General features: G+C 63.2%; 20 protein-coding genes. 8 read left to right on the forward strand and 12 right to left on the reverse strand.

Annotated elements, in window-relative coordinates:
• Positions 1-66: 66 nt before the first annotated feature.
• Both QBK88_RS02490 and QBK88_RS02495 read right to left on the reverse strand, forming a co-directional pair.
• Positions 67-1,518 carry an aldehyde dehydrogenase family protein gene (locus QBK88_RS02490; RefSeq protein WP_277960784.1) on the reverse strand — a complete coding sequence of 484 codons (1,452 nt, stop codon included), beginning with the start codon at positions 1,516-1,518 and terminating at the stop codon, positions 67-69.
• Positions 1,512-3,152 carry a 5-guanidino-2-oxopentanoate decarboxylase gene (locus QBK88_RS02495; protein WP_277960785.1) on the reverse strand — a complete coding sequence of 547 codons (1,641 nt, stop codon included), beginning with the start codon at positions 3,150-3,152 and terminating at the stop codon, positions 1,512-1,514. The genes QBK88_RS02490 and QBK88_RS02495 overlap by 7 nt, the downstream gene beginning before the upstream one ends.
• 117 nt (positions 3,153-3,269) lie before the next feature.
• On the opposite strand from QBK88_RS02495, the gene QBK88_RS02500 reads away from it, so the two are divergent.
• Positions 3,270-4,151, forward strand: coding sequence for a LysR substrate-binding domain-containing protein (locus QBK88_RS02500; RefSeq protein ID WP_277960786.1), 882 nt, complete (start codon positions 3,270-3,272; stop codon positions 4,149-4,151).
• A gap of 112 nt (positions 4,152-4,263) precedes the next feature.
• Here QBK88_RS02500 and QBK88_RS02505 read toward each other — a convergent pair whose 3' ends face one another.
• Positions 4,264-5,697, reverse strand: a complete 1,434-nt coding sequence (locus tag QBK88_RS02505) for a pyridine nucleotide-disulfide oxidoreductase (RefSeq protein ID WP_277960787.1) — start codon at positions 5,695-5,697, stop codon at positions 4,264-4,266.
• Positions 5,698-6,235: 538 nt separating this feature from the next.
• Between QBK88_RS02505 and QBK88_RS02510 the strand changes: the two genes are divergently transcribed.
• Positions 6,236-6,409 (forward strand): hypothetical protein, encoded by a 174-nt coding sequence (locus QBK88_RS02510; protein WP_277960788.1) that lies wholly within the window; start codon positions 6,236-6,238, stop codon positions 6,407-6,409.
• Here the strand turns inward: QBK88_RS02510 and QBK88_RS02515 are convergent.
• On the reverse strand, positions 6,393-7,295 hold the full coding sequence (locus tag QBK88_RS02515; protein ID WP_277960907.1) for a helix-turn-helix domain-containing protein: 903 nt from the start codon (positions 7,293-7,295) through the stop codon (positions 6,393-6,395). The genes QBK88_RS02510 and QBK88_RS02515 overlap by 17 nt on opposite strands.
• Positions 7,296-7,478: 183 nt before the next feature.
• Between QBK88_RS02515 and pobA the strand changes: the two genes are divergently transcribed.
• Positions 7,479-8,663 (forward strand): 4-hydroxybenzoate 3-monooxygenase, encoded by a 1,185-nt coding sequence (pobA, locus tag QBK88_RS02520; protein ID WP_277960789.1) that lies wholly within the window; start codon positions 7,479-7,481, stop codon positions 8,661-8,663.
• A gap of 84 nt (positions 8,664-8,747) precedes the next feature.
• Positions 8,748-10,217, forward strand: a complete 1,470-nt coding sequence (locus tag QBK88_RS02525) for an MDR family MFS transporter (RefSeq protein ID WP_277960790.1) — start codon at positions 8,748-8,750, stop codon at positions 10,215-10,217.
• Positions 10,218-10,259: 42 nt separating this feature from the next.
• On the opposite strand, the gene QBK88_RS02530 is transcribed toward QBK88_RS02525, so the two are convergent.
• Together QBK88_RS02530 and QBK88_RS02535 are read right to left on the reverse strand one after the other, a co-directional pair.
• A complete protein-coding gene (locus tag QBK88_RS02530; RefSeq protein ID WP_277960791.1) occupies positions 10,260-11,144 on the reverse strand; it encodes a DMT family transporter in 885 nt (294 codons plus the stop codon).
• 140 nt (positions 11,145-11,284) lie between these two features.
• Entirely contained in the window at positions 11,285-11,917 is a 633-nt protein-coding gene (locus QBK88_RS02535; protein WP_277960792.1) for a TetR family transcriptional regulator, read from the reverse strand.
• Positions 11,918-12,167: 250 nt separating this feature from the next.
• Here QBK88_RS02535 and QBK88_RS02540 point away from each other — a divergent pair, with 250 nt between their 5' ends.
• From QBK88_RS02540 to QBK88_RS02555, 4 genes are all read left to right on the forward strand, one after another.
• The gene (locus tag QBK88_RS02540) at positions 12,168-13,319 is read left to right on the forward strand and encodes an efflux RND transporter periplasmic adaptor subunit (protein ID WP_277960793.1); all 1,152 of its coding nucleotides are present in this window, start codon (positions 12,168-12,170) and stop codon (positions 13,317-13,319) included.
• Positions 13,320-13,322: 3 nt separating this feature from the next.
• Positions 13,323-16,496, forward strand: coding sequence for an efflux RND transporter permease subunit (locus tag QBK88_RS02545; protein WP_277960794.1), 3,174 nt, complete (start codon positions 13,323-13,325; stop codon positions 16,494-16,496).
• The gene (gene adeC / locus QBK88_RS02550; RefSeq protein WP_277960795.1) at positions 16,493-17,956 is read left to right on the forward strand and encodes an AdeC/AdeK/OprM family multidrug efflux complex outer membrane factor; all 1,464 of its coding nucleotides are present in this window, start codon (positions 16,493-16,495) and stop codon (positions 17,954-17,956) included. Before QBK88_RS02545 ends, adeC begins: the two co-directional genes overlap by 4 nt.
• A gap of 481 nt (positions 17,957-18,437) precedes the next feature.
• On the forward strand, positions 18,438-19,700 hold the full coding sequence (locus QBK88_RS02555) for an OprD family porin (protein ID WP_277960796.1): 1,263 nt from the start codon (positions 18,438-18,440) through the stop codon (positions 19,698-19,700).
• 99 nt (positions 19,701-19,799) lie between these two features.
• Here the strand turns inward: QBK88_RS02555 and pcaC are convergent, their stop codons facing one another.
• The 6 genes from pcaC to QBK88_RS02585 form a co-directional block, all read right to left on the reverse strand.
• Positions 19,800-20,192, reverse strand: coding sequence for a 4-carboxymuconolactone decarboxylase (gene pcaC / locus QBK88_RS02560; RefSeq protein WP_008365528.1), 393 nt, complete (start codon positions 20,190-20,192; stop codon positions 19,800-19,802).
• Positions 20,193-20,208: 16 nt separating this feature from the next.
• The gene (gene pcaD, locus QBK88_RS02565) at positions 20,209-21,003 is read right to left on the reverse strand and encodes a 3-oxoadipate enol-lactonase (protein WP_277960797.1); all 795 of its coding nucleotides are present in this window, start codon (positions 21,001-21,003) and stop codon (positions 20,209-20,211) included.
• Positions 21,004-21,015: 12 nt separating this feature from the next.
• Positions 21,016-22,380, reverse strand: coding sequence for a 3-carboxy-cis,cis-muconate cycloisomerase (locus tag QBK88_RS02570; RefSeq protein WP_277960798.1), 1,365 nt, complete (start codon positions 22,378-22,380; stop codon positions 21,016-21,018).
• A 47-nt stretch (positions 22,381-22,427) separates the two neighbouring features.
• On the reverse strand, positions 22,428-23,717 hold the full coding sequence (locus tag QBK88_RS02575) for an MFS family transporter (RefSeq protein WP_277960799.1): 1,290 nt from the start codon (positions 23,715-23,717) through the stop codon (positions 22,428-22,430).
• 135 nt (positions 23,718-23,852) lie between these two features.
• Positions 23,853-25,058, reverse strand: coding sequence for a 3-oxoadipyl-CoA thiolase (gene pcaF / locus QBK88_RS02580; protein ID WP_268148658.1), 1,206 nt, complete (start codon positions 25,056-25,058; stop codon positions 23,853-23,855).
• 270 nt (positions 25,059-25,328) lie between these two features.
• Entirely contained in the window at positions 25,329-26,675 is a 1,347-nt protein-coding gene (locus QBK88_RS02585) for an MFS transporter (RefSeq protein WP_277960800.1), read from the reverse strand.
• Positions 26,676-26,741 lie beyond the last annotated feature (66 nt).

A 26,741-nucleotide genomic window follows, 5' to 3' on the forward strand; every position in this document is an offset into this window, starting at 1 on the left:
TAAACTCCGCTTCCTCGCCTGTTTTCGCCTTGCCTGGCCTTCGCTGGAATACATTTCATACAGACCCTACGCGCCCCTCACCACATGCTTGATCTCCTGGAACGCCTGCAAGCCCCACGGCCCCAGTTCACGCCCCAGGCTGCTCTGTTTGTAACCGCCCCACGCGGCCTGCGGGAAAATCACTTGCGGCGCGTTGATCCAGACCAGCCCGGCCTGCAAGGCGTTGGCCACCTGCTCGGCACGCGCCACGTCGGCACTGACCACACTGGCCACCAGGCCGAAATCACTGTCGTTGGCCCGCTCGATGGCCTCGGCCTCATCATGGAAGCGGCGCACACAGAGCACTGGCCCGAAAATTTCTTCGTTCCACAGGGCACTCTCCAGAGGCACATCGGTGAACACCGTGGGCGCCACGAAAAAGCCGACCGGCAGTGCCGCCGGCCGGCCGCCACCGGTCACCAGTGTCGCACCCGCCTGGATGCCAGCCTGAATATGCCCCAGCACCCGCTGGTACTGCGTGCGGTTGACCAGCGCGCCCATTTCGGTACCCGGTTCGAACGGGTCACCCTGAACGATGGCTTCGGCACGCGCCTTCAGGCGTTGCAGGAACGGTGCGTACAGCGCATCAGCTACCAATACCCTGCTGGTGGCCGAGCACATCTGGCCGGCATTGAAATACCCACCGCCGCTGGCCAGTTCCACCGCCAGGTCGAGATCGGCGTCTTCCAGCACCAGCAGCGCCGACTTGCCGCCCAGTTCCAGGCTCACGCCCTTGACGGTTTCGGCGGCGCGCTGCATCACCTGAACGCCCACGGCATTGCTGCCGGTGAAGGAAAGCTTGGCGATGGCGCGGTGAGCGGCCATGGGCGCGCCCACTGCCAGGCCGGTGCCACATACCAGGTTGAACACCCCGGCTGGCAGGCCGCTTTCGGCGACGATAGCGGCCAGCTCAAGCTCGGCCAGCGGCGTCACTTCCGAGGGTTTGAGCACTACGCAGCAACCGGCTGCCAACGCCGGGGCCAGCTTCCAGGCGGTGGTCACCATGGGGAAATTCCACGGCACGATCAGCCCTACCACGCCACAGGGTTCGCGGCGTACGCGAGCGGTGAATTCATCCGTGGGCAGCGGCACATCAAGGTCGCGGTTGGCGTCCAGCTCATCTGCCAGGCTGGCGTAATAGTTGAACGTGGCAATCACGTCATCGACATCAATGCCCGCTTCGAACAGCGGCTTGCCATTGTTGCTCGCCTGCAACTGCATCAGGCGCTCGCGCCGGGCCTCGACGCCGTCCGCGATGGCACGCAGGCAGGCCGCGCGCGCGCGGGAGGGTGTCCGCGACCAGCCGGCGAAGGCGCGCTGGGCAGCGGCCACCGCCAGGTCAACGGCACCACCGTCGGCGCCGTCCACGTGCGCCAGCACCTGCTCGTTCGCCGGGTTGATCACTGTCAGCGTGTCAGGACCGTGGCGCCATTGGCCATCGATGTAGAGCCCGGGCAGGGTGTGGGGAAACTTCAGCATGGGTGGCACTCGCTCATCCAGGTGGCTTGGTCGATTTCGATCAGGGTGGGCAGCACCCGCAGCGCCGCAGCCTGCGCGGCCTCGCGCAGGCGCCCGACGGTGTTGGCGGCTTCGGCGTGGCAGCCCATGGCCCGGGCAATGGCGATGAAGTCCGGGGTGTGGATATCGACCCCCACGGGGGTAATGGCACGGTTGACCATGTACTTCTTGATCTCCTCGTAGCCCTGGTTATTCCACAGCACCACGATCACCGGAATGCCTGCCTCCACTGCGCTGGCCAGTTCCGGCAGGGTGAATTGCAGGCCACCATCGCCAATCAGGCACACCACCGGTGGCCGTTCGCTGGCGGCCGCGCCACCGCCCAGCCAGGCGCCCATGGCCGCGGGCAACGCATAACCCAGGGTGCCGTAGCCAGTGCTGGCGTTGAACCAGCGGCGCGGTTGGTCCATGTCCAGGGTCAGGTTGCCGGTGTACACCGGCTGGGTCGAATCGCCCACCAGCACGACGCCGGGCAGCGCCTGGCGCAACGTATCCAGCATCAGCGTCTGGGCGCGGGTGGGGGCGTCCCATTCGGCCTCGAGCTGGCGGCGCAACAAGCTGACCCGCGCGGCGCCCCACTGCACATCGCGCGCCGGGGCCGTTTGCTGCTCAAGCGCGGCCAGCAATGCCTGCGCGGCGCTATCAGCGTCGGCCACCAGGGCGACGGTGGGGAGGAAATTGCGCACGGTCTGGTCGGGGTCGATGTCGACCCGCAGCAGGCTGCCGGGAATGCGCAAAAGGCCCTTGAAGGTGATGTCGTAGTCGGTTTCCGCCAACTCGGTGCCGATCGCCAGCACCACGTCCGCGGCCTCGATAAGCGCACGGGTGGCGTCCAGGGCCTGGGTGGAACCGATCAAAAGCGGGTGCGCCGCCGGCAACAGCCCTTTGGCATTGATGGTCAAGGCCACGGGGGCCTGCAAATGCTCGGCCAGGCGGGCCAAGGCCGCGGCAGCGCCGATGGCACCGCCACCCGCAAGGATCAATGGCCGGCGCGCGGCCCGCAACTGTTCGGCCATCTGCGCCACCGCCGCCGGCGCGGCACCGGCGCGCTGGACACGCACCGGCGCGCTGCCCAGCAAGGCATCGGCGTCTTCTACCAGCACGTCCAGGGGAATTTCGATGTGTACCGGCCGTGGCCGGGCACCATCGAACACGGCGAAGGCGCGCGCCAGCACGGCCGGCAGGTCGGCGGCGCTCATCAAGGTATGGGAAAACGCACACACACCCGCTACCAGGGCACTCTGGTTCGGCAGCTCGTGCAGCTTGCCGCGCCCGCCCCCCAATTGGTTGCGCGATTGCACGCTGGAAATCACCAGCATGGGAATAGAGTCGGCGTAGGCCTGCCCCATGGCGGTGGTGATGTTGGTCATGCCCGGCCCGGTGATGATGAAACACACCCCAGGCTTGCCGCGGGTACGCGCATAGCCGTCGGCCATGAACCCCGCCCCCTGCTCATGCCGCGGGGTCACGTGGCGCAAGGGGGAATCGGCCAGGCCGCGATACAGCTCCACGGTATGCACACCGGGAATGCCAAATACCTGTTCCACCCCATAACCTTCAAGGAGTTTGACCAACACTTCGCCACACGTCGCCATTGCCCTACCGCCTGCTGAATATTCTGTAAACAGGGGCCATTTCACCGGTTCGGCGCTGGTCGGCACAAGGCAAATAAAGTCATACTAGCCATGTCTTCAGATCATGGCTTAATACCGATGAAACGCCTCCCCCCGCTGCCGGCCCTGCACACCTTCCTGGTGGTCGCCCAATGCTGCAACTTCACCCGTGCCGCCGAGCAATTGCACGTTACCCAAGGGGCCGTGAGCCGGCAGATCGCCGGGCTGGAAAGCCACCTCGGGTTTGCCCTGTTCATGCGCCAGGCTCGTGGCCTGAGCCTGACCCAGCAAGGCCGCGAGCTGTTTCCGCGGATCCAGCAGGTGTTCGGCCTGATCGAGGAAGCGGTGCAGGTGGCGGGCGGCCAGCGCCAGGCACTGCAACTCAAGGCGCCGACCTGCGTGATGCGCTGGCTGTGGCCGCGGCTGATGCGCTGGCAGGCAGAACGGCCGGACATTCCCGTGGAACTGACCACGACCGTGCAGCACGGCGTGGACTTCCGCCACGAAGCCTTCGACGCGGCCATCGTCTACGGCCCCGAGCCTGCCGCCGGCCAACGGCCGCGCCACCTGTTCGACGAGCAGCTGACCCCGGTGTGCGCACCCGCCCTGATCCAGGGGCCACAGCCCCTGCAGACCGCCTACGACCTGCGCCAGCACATGCTGCTGCACCCCACGCGCGACGAACAGGACTGGGAAACCTGGCTGGCAGCCGCGGGTGTAAGCCTGCCGAACCTGGGCCAGGGTCAGCATTTTGAAACCCTGGACCTGGCCATGTCCGTGGCCACCCAGGGCACGGGGGTTGCGATTGGTGACTGGGCGCTGATTGCCGATGACCTGGCGCAGCACAGGCTGGCGATGCCGTTTGAGCTCAAGGTGCGCACGGGGCTGGCGTATTACCTGGTGCAACCGCCACGCACCACCGCCAGCGAAGGCACGGCGGCGTTCATCGACTGGATGGCGCATGAGGCAAGGCAGCGGTAAAAAATCCTTGCCGGCAAGTTGTTCCTGGCCTCAAAAGCTCGCTGGCAAGCCAGCGCCTGCACCCGCCACGAAGCAAAAAAAAGGCGAACCCACTGGGTTCGCCTTATTCACTTCACCGTATGACTGCCTTGCCCCACGCCGGGTCTGGCAGTTCCTGCGGCCACCCGTGGGTCATGCCCACCTCCATGTGCACGATGGCCGGCCGTGGGCTGGCCAGGTCGGCCAGACGCTGCAGCACCGCATCGATCACCACCCGACTGGCGTCGTGGTGGAACTGCCACACCCCGTAGATGCGCCCGCTGAACGATGGCTCGCTACCCAGCAATGGGTCCACGCCCAGCCCAGACCCCAGCCCGAACAGATGCAGGCCATGCAAGCGCCGGCCCTGTTCGTCACAAGGGCAGCCACTGGCGTCCGAGTCCAGGCCACCGGTCACCTGCTTCAAGGTAATCATGGTGCCATCGCCACGGCGCAGTACCGGCAGCAACGGTTGATAGCCCGTGCACTGCATCACCACCGCAGCCGTGCTCAACACCTCGCTCGCGGCGCGCGTTTGCGCCGGGTCGCTGCCATCGGTCAGCAGCAGCCGCGCCCGTACCGACGTAGCGCCTACATGGCCCCGCTCCAGCACCTGACGCCCGACCTCTAGCGCTCGGTAACGCAAGCCGCCAGAGCGGTTGACCCGACCTGAGATCGGGCAGACATCGGCCACAGGGTCAAATGCATAACCGTTGGCATGGGCCTGCTCGACGCTTTCATAGAACAGGCGAATGGGCGACCGGTGAACCAGGCTGATGGATTTCAGCCCCGCTGGTGCCAACGCCACGCAGATGTTTTCCAGCATCGAGAAGGCACTGTGCGAGCCGCCCACCACAACAAACTGGCCGCCCCGTGCCACCACCGGGGCGAAGCACTCGCGCAATGCCGCCGCGGGCATGCGCAGCAGGCTGTCGGCACTGCGCACGGCCGCCAACGCCGGGGCTTGCAGCCCTTGCGCCCTGAGGCCGTCGATCAGGCAGCGGGGGTCTTGCCGCCCCCCCATGTTGAGCACCAGGGAACCGGTGCGAATACGCTGCACCTGGCCACGATGCTCCACCCACACATGGTATTCGTCGTTGTCGCGAATCACCTCGGTGATCAGCGTTTCGCTCCATAACTGCACGTTGTAACGGGCGACGATGTGGTCCAGCACCAACTGCGAGGCCAGCAGCAACAGCTCGCCGACCTCAGACAGCAAAGGCGCCTGTTGGGCCTGATGGGCAATGCGCCAATAGGCCGGCGCTTGCTGTAACGGCGCGAAGACGTCGGCCATGGCCGGGTCTCGCAGGCAATCAAGGAACACATCACCGACCGAGTTGGCGGTGATCTGGTATTCACCCAGCCGCCCCACCCCGGGCGAAACACTGGCATCCACGATGATCAGCCCATACTGCGCCATCTCCGCGATGGCACCGGTGCGCAAGGCATTGAAGAGCAGCCCCATGCCGGCGGGCCCGGCGCCACCAATCACGCAACCCGTGGAGGTCTCGAGAAATTTTCCGTACATAAATCACTCCCTGCATGGGGCGGCGCATGGCGCGCACATGCATCTGTCCGAGCTTGAACGCTCTTCTTGGAAAAGGAACGAACGCCGCTGAGCCGGCAGCGAGGCCGGAGCAAACGTAGTGTTTGAAAGGGGTGGGTCGGTTACAACGACAGATGCCTGGGACGCTGGGGGCCTGAAGCCAAAGCTACCGCACGTAAGCGCTCTGGAATCGAGGTTTGACGCAGGCAAGCAAGATCAAGGGGACACGAATGGCCAGTGGAGAAGGCCCATAGCCATGAGTGGATAGTTCCAGAGAAAGGCCATCGGCGTCAAATTAAAGTAACCTGCCGGAGCGCTATCAACCTATCCATTCAACTGGCTGATTTTTAAAGCATTTATAAATCTAAATTCCATTTCGAAGTATAAACGTAGCGATTGAGCATGAAACATTTCGTATCAAATGAGAAATACGCCCACTACATCCCGCTACGTGACGCCGCCTTGCCAGGCCTGATCTAGACTTGTCAGAGAAACTTCTGCCTGGCTCAAGGTGAGCATCATGATCATCACAACAAGAAAATACCTGATGACCTTCCTGATCATTAGCGTAGCAGCCCTCTACGCTACCGCCGCCTGGCGCGTTGAACAGGCGCGCAACCAGCCGCGCACGGACATCAGTTGCAGCACCACCCTGTGCATTCCCCACTCGGGTACGTTCAACGCCCTTCGTTGAGTGCAGGGTGCAGGCTGCCAGCCTGGCGGAATGCCCGGGGCGAACCGCCGGTCATGCGCCGAAAGAAACGCGAGAAATAGGCAGGGTCGGTAAAGCCGAGGCTGTCCGACACCTGGCTGACCGTCATGCTGGTGTAAATGAGGGCTCGCTTGGCCTCCAGCAACAACCGCTGGTGGAGGATCTGCAGCGCCGTCTGCCCGGCCAGGTCACGACAGACGTTGTTCAGGTGCGCCACCGAAATGCCTGTGGCATGGGCCAGCACCTCGACACTGGGCTGTTGGCGGAACCGTGCCTCGACCAGGCGCGTGAAGTCGCTGAGGTATTCGCGCCCACGCTCCTGGCTTTGGCCAGCGCTGTGGCGCTGGATCATCTGGCGGCTGACCCACACCACCAGCAGGTTGATCAACGAATGCAAGGCCAGGTCGCGCGCGGGTTGGTCGGCGTTGTACTCGCGCTGCAACGCCGACACCAGGCTATTGAGGTACGCGCGGTCGGCGCCGGCGAGGAAATTGGCAGGCACCGCCAACACCTCCCCCGCAGGGCCCAATAATGCCTTCAATTCACTGACCAGGGGGGCCGCGAGGGTGATCACATACCCCTCGATATCTTCCGAAAAGCGGAAACCGTGCACATATAAAGGCGGCACCACCTGCACCATCGCCTCGCTGAACAACCGCCGTTGGCCTTCCACCTCGATCTCGGCCTGACCGGCATGCACGTACAGCAACTGGGAAAGATCTGCATGGCGGTGCGGCTGGATTTCCCAGTGGTACACGCGGCTGCGCTTGGGGATGGTTTCGCAGTGCAGCAGGTCGGGGGTCAGCCATTCCTGACCTTCGCCATACAGCTTGAACACCGGAACAGGGCTGGAAACAGGGCGTGACATCATGACGCACTCGGCAAGCACAATATCGCTCGATAATCGCACCAATTGGCGAAAAGTACAAAAAAAGCGCTGTTTTTCACCTTCCGACACCCTCTCTTCAAGCGAAAAATGCAGGCACTCCAATCATAAAAATTATCCGCCGTGTGCCCACAGCCCCTGCGGAACTTGCCTGGGATAACAACCATGAAGACTCAAGTCGCCATCATCGGTGCCGGTCCGTCCGGCCTCCTGCTCGGCCAACTGCTGCACAAGGCCGGTATCGATAACGTCATCCTCGAACGCCAAACCCCAGACTATGTGCTCAGCCGCATCCGTGCTGGCGTGCTGGAACAAGGCATGGTCGACCTGTTGCGCAAAGCCGGCGTCAGTGCCCGCATGGACGCCGAAGGTTTGGTGCACACCGGCTTCGAACTGGCCTTCAATGGCCGCCGCGCGCACATCGATCTCAAGACCCTGACCGGCGGCAAGACGGTGATGATCTACGGCCAGACCGAAGTGACCCGGGACCTGATGGCCGCCCGTGACGCCTGTGGCGCTCAGACGATCTATGAAGCCGCCAACGTGCGCCCCCACGACATGAGAGGCGAACAACCTTACCTGACCTTCGAAAAAGACGGCCAGACCCACCGCCTGGACTGCGACTACATCGCCGGTTGCGATGGCTTCCACGGGGTGGCGCGCCAGTCGATCCCGGCCGACTCGATCAAAGCTTTCGAGCGTGTGTACCCCTTCGGCTGGCTGGGCATTCTCGCCGACACCCCACCGGTCAACGAAGAGCTGGTGTACGCCAACCATGAACGCGGCTTTGCCCTGTGCAGCATGCGCTCGGAAACCCGCACCCGCTATTACGTGCAGGTCAGCGCCGAGGAAAAGGTAGAGGACTGGTCCGACGAACGCTTCTGGAATGAGCTCAAGGCCCGCCTGCCCGAAGACCTTGCACAGCGCCTGGTGACCGGCCCGTCCATCGAGAAAAGCATCGCGCCGTTGCGCAGCTTCGTGGTCGAGCCGATGCAGTACGGCCGGCTGTTCCTGGTGGGCGATGCCGCGCATATCGTGCCCCCTACCGGCGCCAAGGGCCTGAACCTGGCGGCCAGCGATGTCAGCACGTTGTTCGATATTCTCTGCAAGGTCTACGGGGAAGGCCGCACCGAGCTGCTCGCCCGCTATTCGGAAGTGTGCCTGCGGCGGGTGTGGAAAGCCGAGCGATTCTCGTGGTGGATGACGTCGGTGCTGCACAAATTCCCCGACACCGATGACTTCAGCCAGCGCATCCAGCAAACCGAACTGGACTATTACGTGGGCTCCGAAGCCGGGCGCAAGACCATCGCCGAGAATTACGTCGGTTTGCCCTATGAAACAATCGAATAGAACACATAGCTAGCTATCTAGTAGACTGGGGGGACTTTCCCCTCGGTACCGCCGGGGGTTTCTCTGCCTTGCAGGCCTGCTCCCGTGACCAACCTCAACCACCCGCAACCGGCCTTGCGCAGCGTACTGACTGCGCTGATGCTGTCGATCTTCCTTGGCGCCCTGGACCAGACCATCGTCGCCGTCTCGATGCCGGCGATTTCCGCGCAGTTCAACGACGTCAACCTGCTGGCCTGGGTGATCTCCGGCTACATGGTAGCCATGACCGTGGCCGTGCCTATCTATGGCAAGTTCGGTGACCTGTATGGCCGCCGGTTGATGATCCTCACCGGTCTGGCGCTTTTCACCCTGGCCTCGCTGTTCTGCGCCATGGCCCAGAGCATGGAACAACTGGTGCTGGCGCGCATTGTCCAGGGCATCGGTGCCGGGGGCATGGTCTCGGTCAGCCAGGCAATCATCGGCGACTTCGTGCCGCCCCGTGAACGCGGGCGCTACCAGGGCTATTTCAGCAGCATGTATGCCGCGGCAAGCGTCGCCGGCCCAGTACTGGGCGGCTACATGACCGAATACCTGTCATGGCGCTGGATCTTCCTGCTCAACCTGCCGCTGGGCCTGGGCGCATGGCTGTATGCACGGCACACCCTGGTGGGCCTGGCGGTGAAGCGCCGCCAGCCGATCATCGATTACCTGGGCACCGCGCTGATGATCATCGGCCTGACGGCCTTGCTGCTGGGCATCACCGAACTTGGCCAGGGGCGCACCTTCAGTGCTTCGCCGGTGTGGGGGCCACTGCTGGTGGCACTGGCGGCCTTGAGCCTGTTCGTGGTCCATGAACGCCGAGCCCCGGAGCCGTTGCTGCCGATGCACCTGTTCAGCATCCGCCCGGCCGTGTTGTGCTGGTGCACGGTTTTTTTCACCGCCTTCCAGGCCATCTCCCTGTCGGTGCTGATTCCCCTGCGCTTTCAGACCGTGACCGGCGCGGGCGCCGACAGCGCCGCCCTGGACGTGTTGCCGCTGGCCATCGGCCTGCCCATCGGTGCCTTCCTGGGCGGGCGCAGGACGGCGAGTACCGGGCATTACAAACCGGTGATCCTGACCGGTGCCGTGCTGATGCCCCTGGGCATCCTCGGCCTGGCCTTCACCCCGCCCCAGTGGCTGTGGCTGAGTGGGGCGTTCATGCTGCTGACCGGCTTCGCCGCGGGCTTGCAATTCCCCACCTCACTGGTAGGCGCGCAGAACGCGGTGCAACAGCAGGACATCGGCGTGGGCACCAGCACTACCAACCTGTTCCGCTCGCTGGGTGGGGCCGTGGGTGTGGCCTGCATGTCGGCGTTGCTGCTGGGGCTGTTGCATGGCCTGGAACTGGGGCCGGAAGGGGCAACGGGCAATGCCTTGCTGTCCAGCCTCAATGCGGCCAGCGGTGCGGCGCAGAACGCACTGCGCGGGGAACTGCTGGCCACCTTCCGGCACCTGTTGCTGGCCAGCGCGGCGGTATCGCTGCTGGGGTTGGCGGCGGCGGTGGCGATGCCGAACCGGGTGTTGCGGGGGCGTTGAGCGCTTCTCCTGCAGGCGCGCGGGGCAGCGAGGCCTGCGGCATCACCGTCGCCGTTGGCCCCACGCCACGGCCAACCCACTCAGGCAAATCACCCCGATCCCGCTCAGCGCCCAGGTATCCGGGGTGTGATCGAAGATCAGGTAGCCGTATATCCCGGCAAACAGGATCTGCCCATAACTGAACGGCGCCAGCATGGCGGGCGCGGCATGCAGGAAGGCCTTGGTCAGCAAGAGGTGGCCCAGCATGCCGCAGGTACCGAGGCCGATCATGAACAAGGCATGCAACCAATCCGGGGTCACCCAGAAAAACGGTAACAACGCCGTCATGATCAGGCTGTTGAATATGCCAGCAAGGAAGTTGCTGGTGGTGGGGCTGTCGATGTCGCTGAGCTTGCGGGTGATCAGCTGGTAAATGCCGAAGCACAACGCCGACCCCAGGGGAAACAGAATCGCCGGGGTAAACAGGTCACCACCGGGGCGCACTACGATCAACACCCCGACAAACCCACCCAGTACCGCCAGCCACTGGCTGCGGGTGACCTTCTCGCCCAGTACCACCACGGATAACGCCGTTACCAGCAAGGGCGCCAGGAAGTTGACCGAAGTCGCCTCGGCCAGCGGGATATAGCGCAGGCCGGTAGTAAACAGCAGGCTGGTGCCGATCAGGCAGACCGCCCGCAACAGTTGAAGGCCCGGGCGCCGGGTACGCACAATGCTGGAAAACCCGCTGCGGGGCACGAACACCACCAGCATCAACAGGGTATGCACGACATAGCGCGCCCATACCACCAGGACAATGGGGTAAATGCCGGACAGGAACTTGGACAAGGCATCATGGCTGGCGAACAACAGCACCGCCAGGCAGATCAAGCCGATGCCTTTGAGGGGCTGGTCGTTTCCAGTGAGCAGGCTGTTCTGCGACGTCATTCACACGCTCGGCGGCAACGGCGGGAAAATACATAGCCCGCTAACTATTCAAATGGCGTCGGCCCGTGGATAATGGCACACAGCCCATATACAGTAATTCTGCTATCAGCTTATACGTTGATACAACTCGAATCACACTTTCATTTGCGCAGCGCTGGGCTCAAGCGCAGCATGTCGAAACATGCGTCAACCCACTTTTCGGCCTGCTGGTGCAGCTCGAAACTCTCGGGCACCAGCAACCACTGCCCCAGCATGCCATCAATATACGCATGCAAGACCACCGCGCCGCGGGCGGTATCCAGGTTTACGGGCAATTGGCCACGGTTGACGGCATTGCGCAGGGACAGCTCGATGCGAACGTTGCAGTCCAGGCTGGCGGCTTGCCGCTGGCGCCGAATGTCACACATTTCGTCGGTGAACTCGCACTTATGAAACATGATTTCGTTGATGCGCCGAGTCGTCGGGTCCAGCGCCACCTGCTGGAACAAATGCACCAGCAACGTGCGAAGGCAGCCCAATGGATCAACCTCCTGCTCGCTTTCGCTGGCCCGCGCCAACTCGTCCAACGGCTCGTGAAGCGAATCGAGCATCGCCTGCACCAGGTCAGCCTTGTTGCTGAAGTGCCAATAGATCGCCCCGCGGGTCACGCCCGCCAACGCGGCGATGTCCGCCAGGGTGGTGCGCGAAACGCCACGCTCGTAAAACGCCTTCTGGGCAGCTTCGAGAATCTGGTTCCGGGTCTCCTGGGCTTCCTCTTTGGTACGACGGACCATGGCAGTAAAAACCTCTTTCTGGGGCCGCGCTGCGGGTAGGCAGACGGGGTCGAGTCGGGGCGGCGCTTGTAATGCCTGCTCCCGCGCTAGCTAATCGTGGCCCGGCGATCCGTTTGCGGATGTTTCGGGTGTTTACAAACAACCATGAATGTAAGTATATTCGTTAGTAAGCTACTTATCTAGTCGCAACGATTTTTTGTCTTTTCCACTATGCTTGAGCGCTCCCTGCGCTCCTGACCCGAGGATCTTCATGCAATTCAAGCCAGCTGTTACCGCTCTGGTTTCCGCCGTCGCCCTGGCCTCCTTGCTCAGCGGCTGTAAAAAGGAAGAAGCGGCCCCTGCCCCGCAGACTCCCCAGGTCGGCGTCGTGACCCTGCAACCACAAGCCTACACACTGACCAACGAACTGCCGGGCCGCACCACCGCATTCCGTGTGGCTGAAGTCCGTCCTCAGGTCAATGGCATCATCCTCAAGCGCATGTTCACTGAAGGTACGGACGTCAAGGCCGGCCAGCAGCTGTACCAGATCGACCCGTCGGTGTACGAGGCCACCCTGGCCAGCGCCCAGGCCAGTGTGCAGTCTTCCAAGGCCCTGGCAGACCGCTACAAGCAGTTGATCAATGAACAGGCCGTCAGCCGTCAGGAATACGACAACGCCCGTTCCACCCAGCTGCAGAACGAAGCTACGCTGATGACTGCGCAGATCAACATGCGCTACACCAAGGTGCTGGCGCCGATCACCGGCCGCATCGGCCGTTCCGGCGTGACCGAAGGCGCCCTGGTGACCAGCGGCCAGACCGACGCCATGGCAACCATCCAGCAACTGGACCCGATCTACGTCGACGTGACCCAGTCCTCGGCGGAAATCCTCAAGCTGCGTCGTGAACTGGCCAGCGGTGCCCTGAAGAAAGCCGGCGACAATGCCGCCAAGGTGCAGCTCAAGCTTGAGGACGGCAGCAATTACGGCGTCGAAGGCAAGCTGGAGTTTTCGGAAGTGTCGGTTGATGAGACGACCGGTTCCGTGACCTTGCGCGCTGTGTTCCCGAACCCGGACCACACCCTGCTGCCTGGCATGTTCGTACATGCGAAGCTGGAAGCCGGCGTCGCCGCCCAGGCTATCCTGGCCCCGCAACAGGGCGTGACACGTGACCTCAAGGGCGTCCCGACCGCGCTGGTTGTCAATGCTCAGAACAAAGTGGAACTGCGCGAGCTCAAGGCCAGCCACACCGTCGGTACTCAGTGGCTTGTGGAAGATGGCCTGAAGGCCGGCGACCGCCTGATCACCGAAGGCCTGCAGTACGTCAAGCCTGGCGATGAGGTCAAGGCAACCGAAGCGACCAACGTCAAACCTGCTGACCCTGCCGCCGCCAACCAAGCGTCCACCGGCGGCAAAGGGGAGTAAACCATGTCGAAATTCTTTATCGACCGTCCGATTTTCGCCTGGGTGATTGCCCTGGTGATCATGCTGGTCGGTGCCTTGTCGGTTCTCAAACTGCCGATCAACCAGTATCCGGCGATCGCGCCACCTGCCATCGCCATCCAGGTGACCTACCCGGGCGCGTCCGCACAGACCGTGCAGGACACCGTGGTCCAGGTGATCGAGCAACAGCTCAACGGTATCGACAACCTGCGCTATGTGGCCTCGGAAAGTAACTCCGACGGCAGCATGACCATTACCGCCACCTTCAACCAGGGCACCAACCCTGACATCGCCCAGGTACAGGTGCAGAACAAGCTGAACCTGGCGACCCCGCTGCTGCCCCAAGAAGTGCAGCAACAGGGTATCCGTGTGACCAAGGCGGTGAAGAACTTCCTGATGGTGGTGGGCCTGGTGTCCACCGATGGCAGCATGGGCAAGGACGACCTGAGCAACTACATCGTGTCCAACATGCAGGACCCGATCTCCCGCACCTCCGGTGTGGGTGACTTCCAGGTGTTCGGTGCCCAGTACGCCATGCGTATCTGGCTGGATCCGGCCAAGCTCAACAAGTACCAGCTGACGCCGGGTGACGTTTCCACCGCCATTTCGGCGCAGAACGTCCAGGTGTCGTCCGGTCAGCTCGGCGGTTTGCCAGCCGTTGCGGGCCAGGAACTGAACGCCACGATCATTGGCAAGACGCGTCTGCAGACCGCCGAGCAGTTCCGCAACATCTTCCTCAAGGTCAACACCGATGGCTCCCAGGTGCGCGTGGGCGACGTCGCCGAGGTCGGTCTGGGCGGCGAAAACTACAGTATCGACGCACAGTTCAACGGTGCGCCGGCATCGGGCCTGGCGATCAAACTGGCCACCGGCGCCAACGCGCTGGACACCGCCAAGGCGATCCGCCAGACCATCGCCGACCTGGAACCGTTCTTCCCGCCTGGCGTGAAGGCCGTGTTCCCGTATGACACCACGCCAGTGGTCACCACCTCGATCCATAACGTGGTGGAAACCCTGGTCGAGGCGATCATCCTTGTGTTCCTGGTGATGTACCTGTTCCTGCAGAACTTCCGCGCCACCATCATCACCACCATGACTGTACCGGTGGTGTTGCTGGGTACCTTCGGTATCCTGGCGGCCGCAGGCTTCACCATCAACACCCTGACCATGTTCGGCATGGTGCTGGCCATCGGTCTATTGGTGGACGACGCCATCGTCGTGGTGGAGAACGTCGAACGGGTAATGGCCGAAGAGGGCCTGTCACCCAAGGAAGCCACCAAGAAGTCCATGGGTCAGATCCAGGGCGCGCTGGTAGGTATCGCCATGGTGCTGTCGGCCGTGCTGTTGCCGATGGCGTTTTTCGGTGGTTCCACCGGTGTGATCTACCGCCAGTTCTCGATCACGATCGTCTCGGCCATGGCCTTGTCGGTACTGGTCGCCCTGATCTTCACCCCAGCGTTGTGTTCCACCATGCTGGCGCCGATCAAGAAAGGCGAAGACCACCACAAACACGGCCGTTTCTTCAACTGGTTCAACCGCACCTTCGACAGCGGCGTGCGGAAATATGAAGCGGGCGTGGGCCACGTGCTGCGTCGCAAGATTCCCTACCTGCTGGCCTATGTGCTGATCGTGGTGGGCATGGCGTGGCTGTTCACACGCATCCCTACCTCGTTCCTGCCCGAGGAAGACCAAGGGGTTATTTTCGCCCAGGTACAAACTCCGCCAGGCTCTACCGCCCAACGTACGCAGACCGTTATCGATGACATGCGCAAGTACCTGCTCGATGACGAGAAAGGTGCGGTCAACTCGGTGTTCACCGTGAACGGCTTCAACTTCGCCGGGCGCGGCCAGAGCTCCGGCATGGCCTTCATCATGCTCAAACCCTGGGATGAGCGTAACGCCGACAATACCGCCGCTGCCCTGGCCGCGCGTGCGCAACAGCACTTCTTCAGCCTGCGCGACGCCATGGTGTTCGCCTTCGTGCCACCTGCGGTACTGGAACTGGGTAACGCCACCGGTTTCGACATCTACCTGCAGGACCGCGCCGGTATCGGCCACGACAAGCTGATGGAAGCTCGCAACCAGTTCCTGGGCATGGCCGCGCAAAGCAAGATCCTCACCCAGACCCGTCCGAACGGCCTGAACGACGAACCGCAGTTCCAGCTGGAAATCGACGACGAGCGTGCCAGCGCCCAGGGCGTGACCATCGCTGACATCAACACCACCCTGTCGGTGGCGTTGGGCGGCAGCTACGTCAACGACTTCATCGACCGCGGTCGGGTGAAGAAGGTGTATGTGCAGGGCCAGGCCAATTCGCGCATGACCCCTGAAGACCTGAACAAGTGGTATGTGCGCAACAGCGCCGGCACCATGGTTCCGTTCTCGGCCTTCGCCAGCGGCAAGTGGATCTACGGCTCGCCCAAACTGGCCCGCTACAACGGTGTGGAAGGTGTCGAGATTCTCGGCGCCCCTGCCCCAGGCTACAGCTCCGGTGAAGCCATGGCTGAAGTGGAGCGTATTGCCGCCAAACTGCCCAAGGGCGTTGGCCTGGCCTGGACGGGCCTGAGCTATGAAGAACGCCTGTCTGGCTCCCAGGCGCCCGCGCTGTACGCCATTTCGATGTTGATGGTGTTCCTCTGCCTGGCTGCCCTGTATGAAAGCTGGTCGATCCCGATCGCGGTCATCCTGGTGGTACCGCTGGGTATCATTGGTGCGCTGCTGGCCACCAGCCTGCGTGGGCTGTCCAACGACGTGTACTTCCAGGTGGGTCTGTTGACGACGGTGGGCCTGGCGGCGAAGAACGCCATTCTGATCGTCGAGTTCGCCAAGGAGTTGCACGAGCAGGGCCGCACCTACACCGAGGCGGCTATCGAGGCTTGCCGGATGCGTCTGCGTCCGATCATCATGACCTCCCTGGCGTTCATTCTGGGCGTAGTGCCACTGGCCATCTCCCATGGCGCCGGCTCTGGTAGCCAACATGCCATCGGTACCGGTGTGATCGGCGGTATGCTGACAGCCACGTCCCTGGCACTGTTCTGGGTACCGCTGTTCTTCGTCTCGGTCTCGACGCTGTTCGGTGACAAGCGCAAGAAGGACGAGCACGCATCGCATGAAGCGATCGGGTCGACTGAAACTCCACGTAACGAGGCTGGGCAATGAGCAAGTCCCTAGTGTCTATCGCGGTCGCCGCGGCCATCCTCAGTGGCTGCTCGCTGATCCCGGATTACAAGCAGCCCGCCGCCCCGGTGGCGGCGCAGTACCCGCAGGGCCCGGCGTATTCGCCGGCCCAGGCGGCGAGCATGGCCGCCGCCGAACAAGGCTGGCAGCAGTTCTTCCATGACCAGGCGTTGCAGCAACTGATCCAGGCGTCGCTGGTGAACAACCGCGACCTGAAAGTGGCGATCCTCAACGTGCAGGCCTACCAGGCGCAGTACCGCATCCAGCGTGCGGACCTGTTCCCGGCGGTCAGCGCCAACGTCACCGGCACCCGTGCCCGCACACCGGCCGACCTGAGCTCCACCGGCCAGGTCGCGGTGGGTGGCGAGTACACCGCCAACCTGGGTATCAGCTCCTACGAGCTGGACCTGTGGGGCCGTGTGCGCAGCCTCAGCCAGCAAGCCCTGGAAACCTACCTGTCGAGCGAGGAAGCCCGGCGCTCCACGCAGATCAGCCTGGTGGCCAGCGTTGCCAACGCCTATTACACCTGGCAGGCCGACCAGAGCCTGCTGAAGCTGACCGAAGACACCCTCAAGGCGTTCGAAGAAAGCTACCGTCTGACAGCGCGCAGCAGCGAAGTCGGCGTGTCCTCGGCGCTGGACCTGGCCCAGGCTCGCACGTCGGTGGAAACCGCGCGCGTCAGCCTGTCCAAATACCAGCGCCAGGTAGCCCAGGACGAAAACGCCCTGGTGCTGTTGCTCGGCGGCCCGCTGCCGGCCAACCTGGCCAAGCCGCAGCCGCTCGATGGCAACCTGCTGACCGAAGTACCGGCCGGCCTGCCGTCGGACCTGCTGCAGCGTCGTCCGGATATTCTTGAAGCCGAACATGCCCTCAAGGCAGCCAACGCCAACATCGGCGCGGCGCGGGCAGCATTCTTCCCGAGCATCACACTGACCGCTTCGGCGGGCAGCGCCAGCTCCGACCTGGGCAACCTGTTCAAGGGTGGCCAGGGCGCGTGGACCTTCGCACCGGCCATCAACCTGCCGATCTTCAACGCCGGCAGCCTGCGAGCCAGCCTGGACTACGCGAAGATCCAGAAGGACATCAACGTCGCCAACTACGAGAAAGCCATCCAGACGGCTTTCCAGGAAGTCTCCGACGGCCTGGCGGCACGCAAGACCTACAAAGAGCAGTTGCAGGCACAGAAAGACCTGGTGCAAGCCAACCAGGACTACTACCGCCTGGCCGAGCGTCGCTACCGCATCGGTGTCGACAGCAACCTGACCTTCCTGGACGCCCAGCGCTCGCTGTTCAGCGCCCAGCAGTCGGCCATCAGCGACCGCCTTTCGCAGTTGACCAGCGAGGTCAACCTGTACAAGGCGCTGGGCGGTGGCTGGTACCAGCAGACCGGGCAGGCGCAAGCTCAGCAAGAGCAGGCGCAAGCGCAGACGCCGAAGGGCTGATTCAGCTGTGTGAAGAAAAGCCCGCCTTAGTTGGCGGGTTTTTTTTGGTTCGCTTTCTGGGTGGGGCTGCAAGGTGCATGGCTTGATGGAAACTCAAACCAAGGCCCAAAAAAGAGGTACGACAACTGATGAATTTATGACATTTCTGTCAGAAACGATGCTATAAACACACCTGTTAACATATTGAAACGTCTTGATTGAAACTAACGAGTTAGTTAGTGTTCGTTTATCGCCCTGTTTGCGGTGCGACAGATTGATTCACCCCCGGCGAGCAAGCACCATCCGCTCAACAGGACAGTGAAGGATTCACCCGATCCCGTACACACAAAGACAATAACAACAGGAAACGCCACCATGCTTATTCAAGCCCCGCTGCGCCTCTGATTTACCCCGCATTCGCGAACGCTGCATGAATCACGACGAACTGAACAATCGTCGCGACGGCATCCTGTTGCCAATAATTAGAGAGACCACAACAATAATGAAAGCCATCACTCGCTCGTCCTACACCCGCAGTCTCATCGCCCTGGCCATCGCTGGCTCTTCCCTGCCCGTGCTGGCAGACGACGCCCATGGCTTCCTGGAAGACGCCAAGGTCAACCTGACCCTGCGCAACTTCTACTTCGGCCGCAACTTCACCGACAGCCAGGCGCCACAAGGCACCCAGGCCGAATGGACGCAGAACTTCATCCTCGATGCCAAGTCGGGCTTCACCCAGGGCGTGGTGGGCTTCGGTGTCGACGTGCTGGGCCTGTACTCGCAGAAACTCGACGGTGGTGGCGGCACCGGCGGTACCCAGCTGCTGCCCCTGGACAGCGATGGCAACCCGGCTGACAACTTCGGCCGCCTTGGCGTGGCCCTGAAAGCCAAGGTGTCCAACACTGAACTGAAAATCGGCGAGTGGATGCCGGTGCTGCCTATCCTGCGTTCGGACGACGGCCGTTCGCTGCCGCAGACCTTCCGCGGCGCGCAGCTTACCTCCAAGGAAATCACTAACCTGACCCTGTACGGCGGCCAGTTCCGCGACAACAGCCCGCGCAACGACGGCAGCATGAACCCCATGCAGTTGACCGGCAACACCAGCCACGAGTCGGACCGCTTCAACTTCGCCGGCGCCGAGTACACCTTCAACGACAAGCGCACCCTGGTCGGCGTGTGGTACGCGCAACTCGAAGACATCTACCACCAGCAATATGTGCAACTGGTGCATTCGCAACCGGTCGGCGCCTGGGTACTGGGGGCCAACCTGGGTTACTTCCACGGCAGCGACGACGGCAGCGCGCTGGACGGCAAGCTGGACAACAACACCTACTCGGCCCTGCTCTCGGCCAAGTATGGCGGCAGCACGTTCTACGTGGGCTTGCAGAAGCTGACCGGCGACAGCAACTGGATGCGCGTCAACGGCACCAGCGGCGGCACCCTGGCCAACGACAGCTACAACTCCAGCTACGACAACGCCCAGGAGCGCTCCTGGCAGCTGCGTCATGACTACAACTTCGCCGCCGTGGGCATTCCCGGCCTGACCCTGATGAACCGCTATATCCACGGTGACAACATCCACACCGCGACCATCGACGGTGGCAGTGAGTGGGGTCGCGAATCGGAAATTGCCTACACCTTCCAGGACGGCACCCTCAAGGACCTGAACCTGCGGTGGCGCAACTCGAGCATGCGCCGTGACTACGGCACCAGCCAGTTCAACGAGAACCGCGTGATCGTTTCGTACCCGATCAGCATCCTCTGATTCCGGCAGGGACCAGGCGAAGCTCGGAATACGGCTCGCACAAAACGCAAAAAGGGCGATGATTCCTCATCGCCCTTTTTGCGTTTCAGCCTTTTGCGATTACTCGCGGGACTCGACGCCCAACTCGTCCCACACCGACTCGGCCAGGTGGAAGGTGGCGTTGGCGGCCGGAATGCCGCAATAGATGGCGCTCTGCATCAGCACCTCCTTGATCTCGGCACGGGTGACGCCATTGTTGGCGGCGGCGCGCAGGTGCAACTTGAGCTCGTCGTTGCGGTTCATGCCGATCAGCATGGCAATGGTGATCAGGCTGCGGGTGTGACGCGGCAGGCCTGGGCGGGTCCAGATGTCACCCCAGGCGTGACGGGTGATCATTTCCTGGAACTCACCGTTGAACTCGGTGATGTTGGTCAGGCTGCGATCCACGTGGGCATCGCCCAGCACGGCGCGGCGAACTTTCATGCCTTCGTTGTAGCGTTCTTTCTCGTCCACGGACGGCTCCTCGAAATCAGTGTTTGGCCAGCAGGAAATCCAGCACGCGCTGGGTGAAGGCTTCGCCTACCTGCACGTTGGACAGGTGCGCCGCGTAGAACTCGGCGTACTCGGCACCTTTGATATGTTCTTGCAGGAAGCGCCCGTCCGCCGGCGTGGTGACCGCATCACCGGTACCGGCGATGACCAGGGTCGGCACCTTGATGCTGCCCAGTTGCTCGCGGTAATCGGCGTCGCGCACGGCGGCGCAGTTGGCGGCATAACCCTGGGGCGACGTAGCGGCCAGCATGTCGGTGATGCGCTTGGCTTCAGCCGGGTTCGCCTCGGCGTAGTCGGGGGTGAACCAGCGGGCGATGGAGGCATCGCGCAGGGCCACCATGGCAGCCTGGCCGTCGCGCAGCACGGTCTCGATGCGTGGGTTCCACACATCAGGATTGCCGATTTTCGCCGCGGTGTTGCAGACGATCAACCGGTTCAGGCGCTCGCCCGCGTTGATGCCCAGCCATTGGCCGATCAGGCCACCCATGGACAGGCCGCAGAAGTGCGCGCGGTCAATGTGCAAGGCGTCCAGCAGGGCGATCACGTCACCGCCCAGTTGCTCGATGCTGTAAGGGCCTTCGGTGACCAGCGATTGGCCATGGCCACGGGTGTCGTAACGCAGCACGCGAAAGTGCTGGGTCAGGCCGGCGATCTGCGTGTCCCACATGCCCAGGGAGGTGCCCAGGGAGTTGGACATCACCAGCACCGGCGCGTCAGCCGGGCCATCAAGTTGGTAATTCAGTTCACCATCAGCGAGTTGGATCTTGCCCACAACAGGTTCTCCTCAGGCACTAAAACGGGAATGTTCTGCCACGGCACGCTCGACCCAGACAGTCGCCTGGCCCAGGTAGTGCGCGGGGTCGAGCAGACGATCAAGCTCGTCCGCGGAAAGTTCGGCGGTCACCTTCGGCTCATCACCGAGCACCGCCCGCAGGTGGCGCTTTTCGGCCACGGCGCGCTTGCAGCACTGTTCCAGCAAATGGTGGGCAGTGTCGCGGCCCAGGCGCTGGGCCAGAACAATGCTGACCGCTTCGGCCAGCACCAGGCCTTGGGTCAGGTCCAGGTTCTTGAGCATGCGCGCGGCGTCCACCTCCAGGCCGTCGGCGAACAACTGCGCCTGCTCCAGGGCACCGGCCACCAGGCAGCATATCTCCGGCAGGGTGTCCCATTCGGCATGCCACAGGCCCAGGCTGCGCTCGTGCTCCTGAGGCATGGCGGCGAACAGGGTCGACACCAGGCCCGGCACACGGGTAGCGGCGCCGATCAGTACGGCCGCGCCTACCGGGTTGCGCTTGTGCGGCATGGTCGAAGAGCCGCCCTTGCCCGGAGCCGACGGCTCGAACACCTCGGCGGCTTCGGTCTGCATCAGCAGGCTGACATCGCGGCCCAGCTTGCCCAGGCTGCCGGCGATCAGGCCCAGCACCGAACCGAACTCCACCAGGCGGTCGCGCTGGGTGTGCCAGGGTTGTTCAGGCAGGGTCAGTCGCAGCTCTTGCGCAAGCGCTTCGGCCACCGGCATGGCGTGGTCGCCCAGGGCGGCCAGGGAGCCAGACGCGCCACCGAACTGCAGCACCAGCAAGCGCGGCTTGAGTTCCTGCAGACGCTGGCGGCTGCGGGTGACGGCCCCCAGCCAACCGGCGATCTTCATGCCCAGGGTCACGGGCGTGGCGTGTTGCAACCACGTACGGCCGGCCAGGGGCGTGGCCTTGTAGCGCTCGGCCTGGCGGGCCAGCGAATCGCCCAGCTTCACCAGGCGCTCCTCCAGCAGGTGCACGGCATCGCGCAGCTGCAGCACCAGGCCAGTGTCCATCACGTCTTGGCTGGTGGCGCCCAGGTGCACGTAGCGCTCGGCTTCCGGCGCGTGGCTGGCGATCTGTTTGCCCAGCATTTTCACCAGCGGGATCGCCGAGTTGCCGGCGCTGCAGATAGCCTCGCCCAGCGCCTGATAATCGTAGCGAGAGGCCTGGCAGGCCGCTTCGATCGGGGCCACCGCTTCGGCGGGGATCACCCCTGCCCTGGCTTCGGCACGGGCCAGGCCCGCCTCGAAGTCGAGCATGCCCTGTACCCGTCCGCGGTCGCAGAAGATGTCGCGCATGGCATCGGCGCTGAAGTAGGCATCGAACAATTGGTTGCTCGGTCTCTCGCTCATAAACCTTCCTTAAGGGCGCGCCCCCAAGCAGGGGCGCGCTATCTGGATCAGTGATCGTGATGCAGGTAAGACGGCTGCTTGGGCAGGCGCAGGCTGAACAGGAACGCGATGGCCATCATGATGGTCACGTACCAGTAGAACGCATTCTCGTTACCCCCGCTCTTGAAGCTCAGGGCCACGAACTCCGCCGAGCCACCGAAAATGGCGTTGGCCACGGCATAGGCCAGGCCCACACCCAGGGCGCGCACCTGCGGCGGGAACATCTCGGCTTTCACCAGGCCGCTGATCGAGGTGTAGAAGCTGACGATGGCCAGGGCCAGGGTAATCAGCACAAACGCCAGGAACGGACTGGTCACGGTTTTCAGTACCAGCAGGATCGGCAGGGTAAACAGCGTGCCCAGGGCGCCAAACCACAGCATCGAGGCGCGACGGCCGATCTTGTCCGCCAGCATGCCGAACAGCGGCTGCATGCACATATACAGGAACAGTGCGCCGGTCATGACGAAACTGGAGGTCTTGGCGGTCATGCCCGCGGTGTTCACCAGGTACTTCTGCATGTAGGTGGTGAAGGTGTAGAAAATCAGCGAGCCGCCGGCGGTGTACCCCAGCACGGTAATAAACGCCGGGGTATGGTTTCTGAACAACCCGACGATGCTGCCGGCGTCCTTGTCCTGGCGAGTCTCGGCGCTGGTGGTTTCCTTCAGCGAGCGACGCAGCAGCAGGGAGATCACCGCGGCGATGGCGCCCACCACGAACGGGATGCGCCAGCCCCAGGCGCGCAGTTCGTCTTCACTGAGCAGCTGTTGCAAAATCACCACTACCAGCACGGCCAGCAACTGGCCGCCGATCAGGGTCACGTACTGGAAGGAAGCAAAGAAACCGCGCTGGCCGCGCAGGGCCACTTCACTCATGTAGGTGGCGGTGGTGCCGTACTCGCCGCCCACCGACAGGCCCTGGAACAGCCGGGCCAGCAACAGCAGGGCCGGTGCCCACAGGCCAATGCTTTCATAGCCCGGCAGGCAGGCGATCACCAGCGAGCCGGCACACATCATCAGCACCGAGATCATCATGGAGTTCTTGCGGCCGTGGCGGTCGGCCACGCGGCCGAAGATCCAGCCGCCGATGGGGCGCATCAGAAAACCGGCCGCGAACACACCAGCCGTGTTGAGCAACTGCACGGTGGCATCGGCGGACGGGAAGAAATGCGGCGCGAAGTAGATCGCGCAGAAGGCATACACATAGAAGTCGAACCATTCGACCAGGTTGCCCGAGGAAGCGCCGACGATTGCAAAGATGCGTTTGCTCCGCTCTTCGCCGGTGTAGTGAGTTGTTGTCATCTTCTTATCACTCGTTAAGGTTGGTACAGCCTAGACATATACCGTAACAACCCCCTGCAACAAAACAATTACCCGAAAGCCCAAGGGCCTTGCGTGGAGGCTCCTGGGCATTTCGGGTAACCGGACTGCTCTGTATCAGACGCGTTCGATGGCCAGTGCCAGGCCTTGGCCGACACCCACGCACATGGTTGCCAGGCCTTTCTTGCCGCCGGTTTTTTCCAGCTGGTGCAAGGCGGTCAACACGATACGCGCGCCACTCATGCCCAGCGGGTGGCCCAGGGCAATGGCGCCGCCGTTGGGGTTGACCTGCGGGGCGTCGTCGGCGATGCCCAGTTCGCGCAGCACGGCAAGACCCTGGCTGGCGAAGGCTTCGTTGAGTTCAATAACGTCGAAATCGCTGACGGCAACGCCCAGGCGCTCGGTCAGCTTGCGCACCGCCGGCACCGGGCCAATACCCATGACGCGCGGGGCGACGCCGGCGCTGGCCATGCCCAGTACCCGGGCACGTGGCTTGAGGCCGTGTTTTTTCACGGCCTCGGCCGACGCCAGGATCAGCGCTGCCGCGCCGTCGTTGACGCCCGAAGCATTGCCGGCGGTGACGGTCTTGTCAGGGCCATTGACCGGCTTGAGCTTGGCCAGGGTTTCGATAGTGGTATCGGCGCGGGGGTGCTCGTCGGTATCGACGATGGTTTCACCCTTTTTGTGGGCGACGCGCACCGGCACGATCTCTTCGGCAAAGTAACCGGCGGCCTGGGCGGCGGCGGTGCGCTGCTGGCTGCGCACGGCGAAGGCGTCCTGGTCGGCGCGGGAGACCTTGTAGTCATCGGCGACGTTATCGGCGGTCTGTGGCATGGCGTCGACGCCATACTGGGCCTTCATCAGCGGGTTGATGAAGCGCCAGCCGATGGTGGTGTCTTCCAGCTTCATGTTACGCGAGAACGCAGCGTCGGCCTTGCCCATCACGAACGGGGCGCGGGACATGGACTCCACGCCACCGGCGATGGCCAGCTCCATTTCGCCACTGGCGATGGCGCGGAACGCAGTCCCGATGGCGTCCATGCCCGAGGCGCACAGGCGGTTGAGGGTCACGCCGGGGATAGTCTCCGGCAGGCCGGCCAGCAGCAGGGCCATGCGGGCAACGTTACGGTTGTCTTCACCGGCCTGGTTGGCGCAGCCCAGGAATACTTCGTCCACGGCGCTCCAGTCGACTTGCGGGTTGCGTTCGATCAGCGCCTTGATGGGCGCTGCCGCCAGGTCGTCCGCACGGACAGTGGACAAGCCACCACCAAAACGGCCAATGGGGGTGCGAATCGCGTCGCAGATGAATACTTCACGCATCAAGCTTCTCCTGGTATCTGGCCGTGAGCGGTGACAGCTCAAAAATAAAAAAGGCGCGAGGGGCACGCCAGAATGGGTAGCAGATTAAGCTCCCGAATTTCGCTAAACAATCCGATAATCGACCTTTTGTGCGATCAGCGAACCAATCCTTACCCTGCTATGCATCTCTTTTTCGCTGTGGGACCGAGCGCAGCTCCGGAAGCGAACGCCGCGCCCCAGCAACACTGGCGCGGCGCCCTTTTCCCGGGCTTTCCCCTGCCCCGCAGGCAATCTTTACGTAGCGTCAGCGTGGCTGACCATGCCTTTGATGATGACCGCCGCGGTAGCCAGCGCCGCCGGAACCACCAACGCCGTCAGCACCTGCTCGAAGTTCCAGCCCAGGCCCAGCAGGGTCGCGCCCATCCAGGCACCCAGAATAGCCCCGAAGCGACCGATGCCCAGCATCCACGATACGCCGGTGGCGCGGCCCTGGGTGGGGTAGAAACGCGCGGCCAGGGACGGCATCGCCGATTGCGCGCCGTTCACGCACATGCCGGCCACCAGTACCAGGGTCGCCAGCACCGTGATATGGCCCAGGCTCTGGCCCACGGCGTAGGCGAACACACCCGCCAGCAGGTAGAAGGTGCCAATGACCTTGTGCGGGTTGAACCGGTCCATGGCCCAGCCCACGCCCACCGCGCTCAATACACCGCCGAACTGGAACAGCGCGCCGATGAAGGCGGCCTGCTCCATGCTCGCGCCGCTGTCACGCATCAGCGTAGGCAACCAGCTGGTCAGCAGGTAGACGATCACCAGGCCCATGAAATAGGTCAGCCACAGCAACAGGGTGCCAACGCTGTAGGTACCCGAGAAAATCACCGCCAGCACGTTGCGGCCCTTGACGGTCTTCTGTTCCGGCACGCTGAAACTGCCCGCTTCGGCCACCACCGCCGGGGCAATGGGCGCCAGGGTCCGGCGAATACGGTCAGTGCCCCGGTTGCGCACCACCAGGAAGCGCGCCGATTCCGGCAGCCACACCAGCAGCACCACGCCCAGCACGATCGGCAGCAGGCCGCCCACCAGCAGCAGGCTATGCCAGCCATAAGCCGGGATCAGCTTGGCGGAAATGAAACCACCACCGGCCATGCCCAGGTTGAAACCGCAGAACATGCTGGTGACCAACAGCGAACGGAAACGCTCCGGGGTGTACTCGGACAACAGCGTGGTGGCATTGGGCATGCCCGCACCCAGGCCCAGCCCGGTCAGGAACCGCAGTACCAGCAGTTGGTCGACGTTGCCGCTGTAGGCCGAGGCCAGGCTGAAGGCACCGAACAACAGCACCGCGCCCACCAGCACTACTTTGCGGCCAAACCGGTCGGCCAGCGGCCCGGAACCCAGGGCACCGAACACCATGCCTATCAGCGCGGCGCTCATCACGGGGCCGAGGCTGGCGCGGTCGATGCCCCAATCCTGGGACAGTGCCGGGGCAATGAAGCCCATGGCGGCCGTGTCCAGGCCGTCCAGGAAGACAATCAGGAAACACAGGATCACCACCCGCCACTGGTAACGGGACAGGGGTTGGGCGTTGATGAAGGACTGCACATCGAGGCAGTTCCCTACAGCAGCTTGTGGACGATTCATTATTCTTATTCCGCAAAAGACGCGCAGGAGCACGTATGCCGGCTCTGGACCTGCATACTCAACAAG

The organism is Pseudomonas sp. RIT-To-2 (genome assembly GCF_029623465.1).
In the GTDB taxonomy this organism is placed as follows: domain Bacteria; phylum Pseudomonadota; class Gammaproteobacteria; order Pseudomonadales; family Pseudomonadaceae; genus Aquipseudomonas; species Aquipseudomonas silvicola.

What these genes read in the sequence shown, in the direction of transcription:
- adeC (WP_277960795.1), top strand. Translation starts at nt 16,493, where the DNA reads ATGAGCAAGTCCCTAGTGTCTATCGCGGTCGCCGCGGCCATCCTCAGT.
- QBK88_RS02500 (WP_277960786.1), top strand. Translation starts at nt 3,270, where the DNA reads ATGAAACGCCTCCCCCCGCTGCCGGCCCTGCACACCTTCCTGGTGGTC.
- QBK88_RS02495 (WP_277960785.1), bottom strand. Translation starts at nt 3,152, where the DNA reads ATGGCGACGTGTGGCGAAGTGTTGGTCAAACTCCTTGAAGGTTATGGG.
- QBK88_RS02540 (WP_277960793.1), top strand. Translation starts at nt 12,168, where the DNA reads ATGCAATTCAAGCCAGCTGTTACCGCTCTGGTTTCCGCCGTCGCCCTG.
- QBK88_RS02505 (WP_277960787.1), bottom strand. Translation starts at nt 5,697, where the DNA reads ATGTACGGAAAATTTCTCGAGACCTCCACGGGTTGCGTGATTGGTGGC.
- QBK88_RS02530 (WP_277960791.1), bottom strand. Translation starts at nt 11,144, where the DNA reads ATGACGTCGCAGAACAGCCTGCTCACTGGAAACGACCAGCCCCTCAAA.
- QBK88_RS02570 (WP_277960798.1), bottom strand. Translation starts at nt 22,380, where the DNA reads ATGAGCGAGAGACCGAGCAACCAATTGTTCGATGCCTACTTCAGCGCC.
- pobA (WP_277960789.1), top strand. Translation starts at nt 7,479, where the DNA reads ATGAAGACTCAAGTCGCCATCATCGGTGCCGGTCCGTCCGGCCTCCTG.
- QBK88_RS02555 (WP_277960796.1), top strand. Translation starts at nt 18,438, where the DNA reads ATGAAAGCCATCACTCGCTCGTCCTACACCCGCAGTCTCATCGCCCTG.
- QBK88_RS02575 (WP_277960799.1), bottom strand. Translation starts at nt 23,717, where the DNA reads ATGACAACAACTCACTACACCGGCGAAGAGCGGAGCAAACGCATCTTT.
- QBK88_RS02585 (WP_277960800.1), bottom strand. Translation starts at nt 26,675, where the DNA reads ATGAATCGTCCACAAGCTGCTGTAGGGAACTGCCTCGATGTGCAGTCC.
- QBK88_RS02490 (WP_277960784.1), bottom strand. Translation starts at nt 1,518, where the DNA reads ATGCTGAAGTTTCCCCACACCCTGCCCGGGCTCTACATCGATGGCCAA.
- QBK88_RS02510 (WP_277960788.1), top strand. Translation starts at nt 6,236, where the DNA reads ATGATCATCACAACAAGAAAATACCTGATGACCTTCCTGATCATTAGC.
- QBK88_RS02535 (WP_277960792.1), bottom strand. Translation starts at nt 11,917, where the DNA reads ATGGTCCGTCGTACCAAAGAGGAAGCCCAGGAGACCCGGAACCAGATT.
- QBK88_RS02545 (WP_277960794.1), top strand. Translation starts at nt 13,323, where the DNA reads ATGTCGAAATTCTTTATCGACCGTCCGATTTTCGCCTGGGTGATTGCC.
- QBK88_RS02515 (WP_277960907.1), bottom strand. Translation starts at nt 7,295, where the DNA reads ATGTCACGCCCTGTTTCCAGCCCTGTTCCGGTGTTCAAGCTGTATGGC.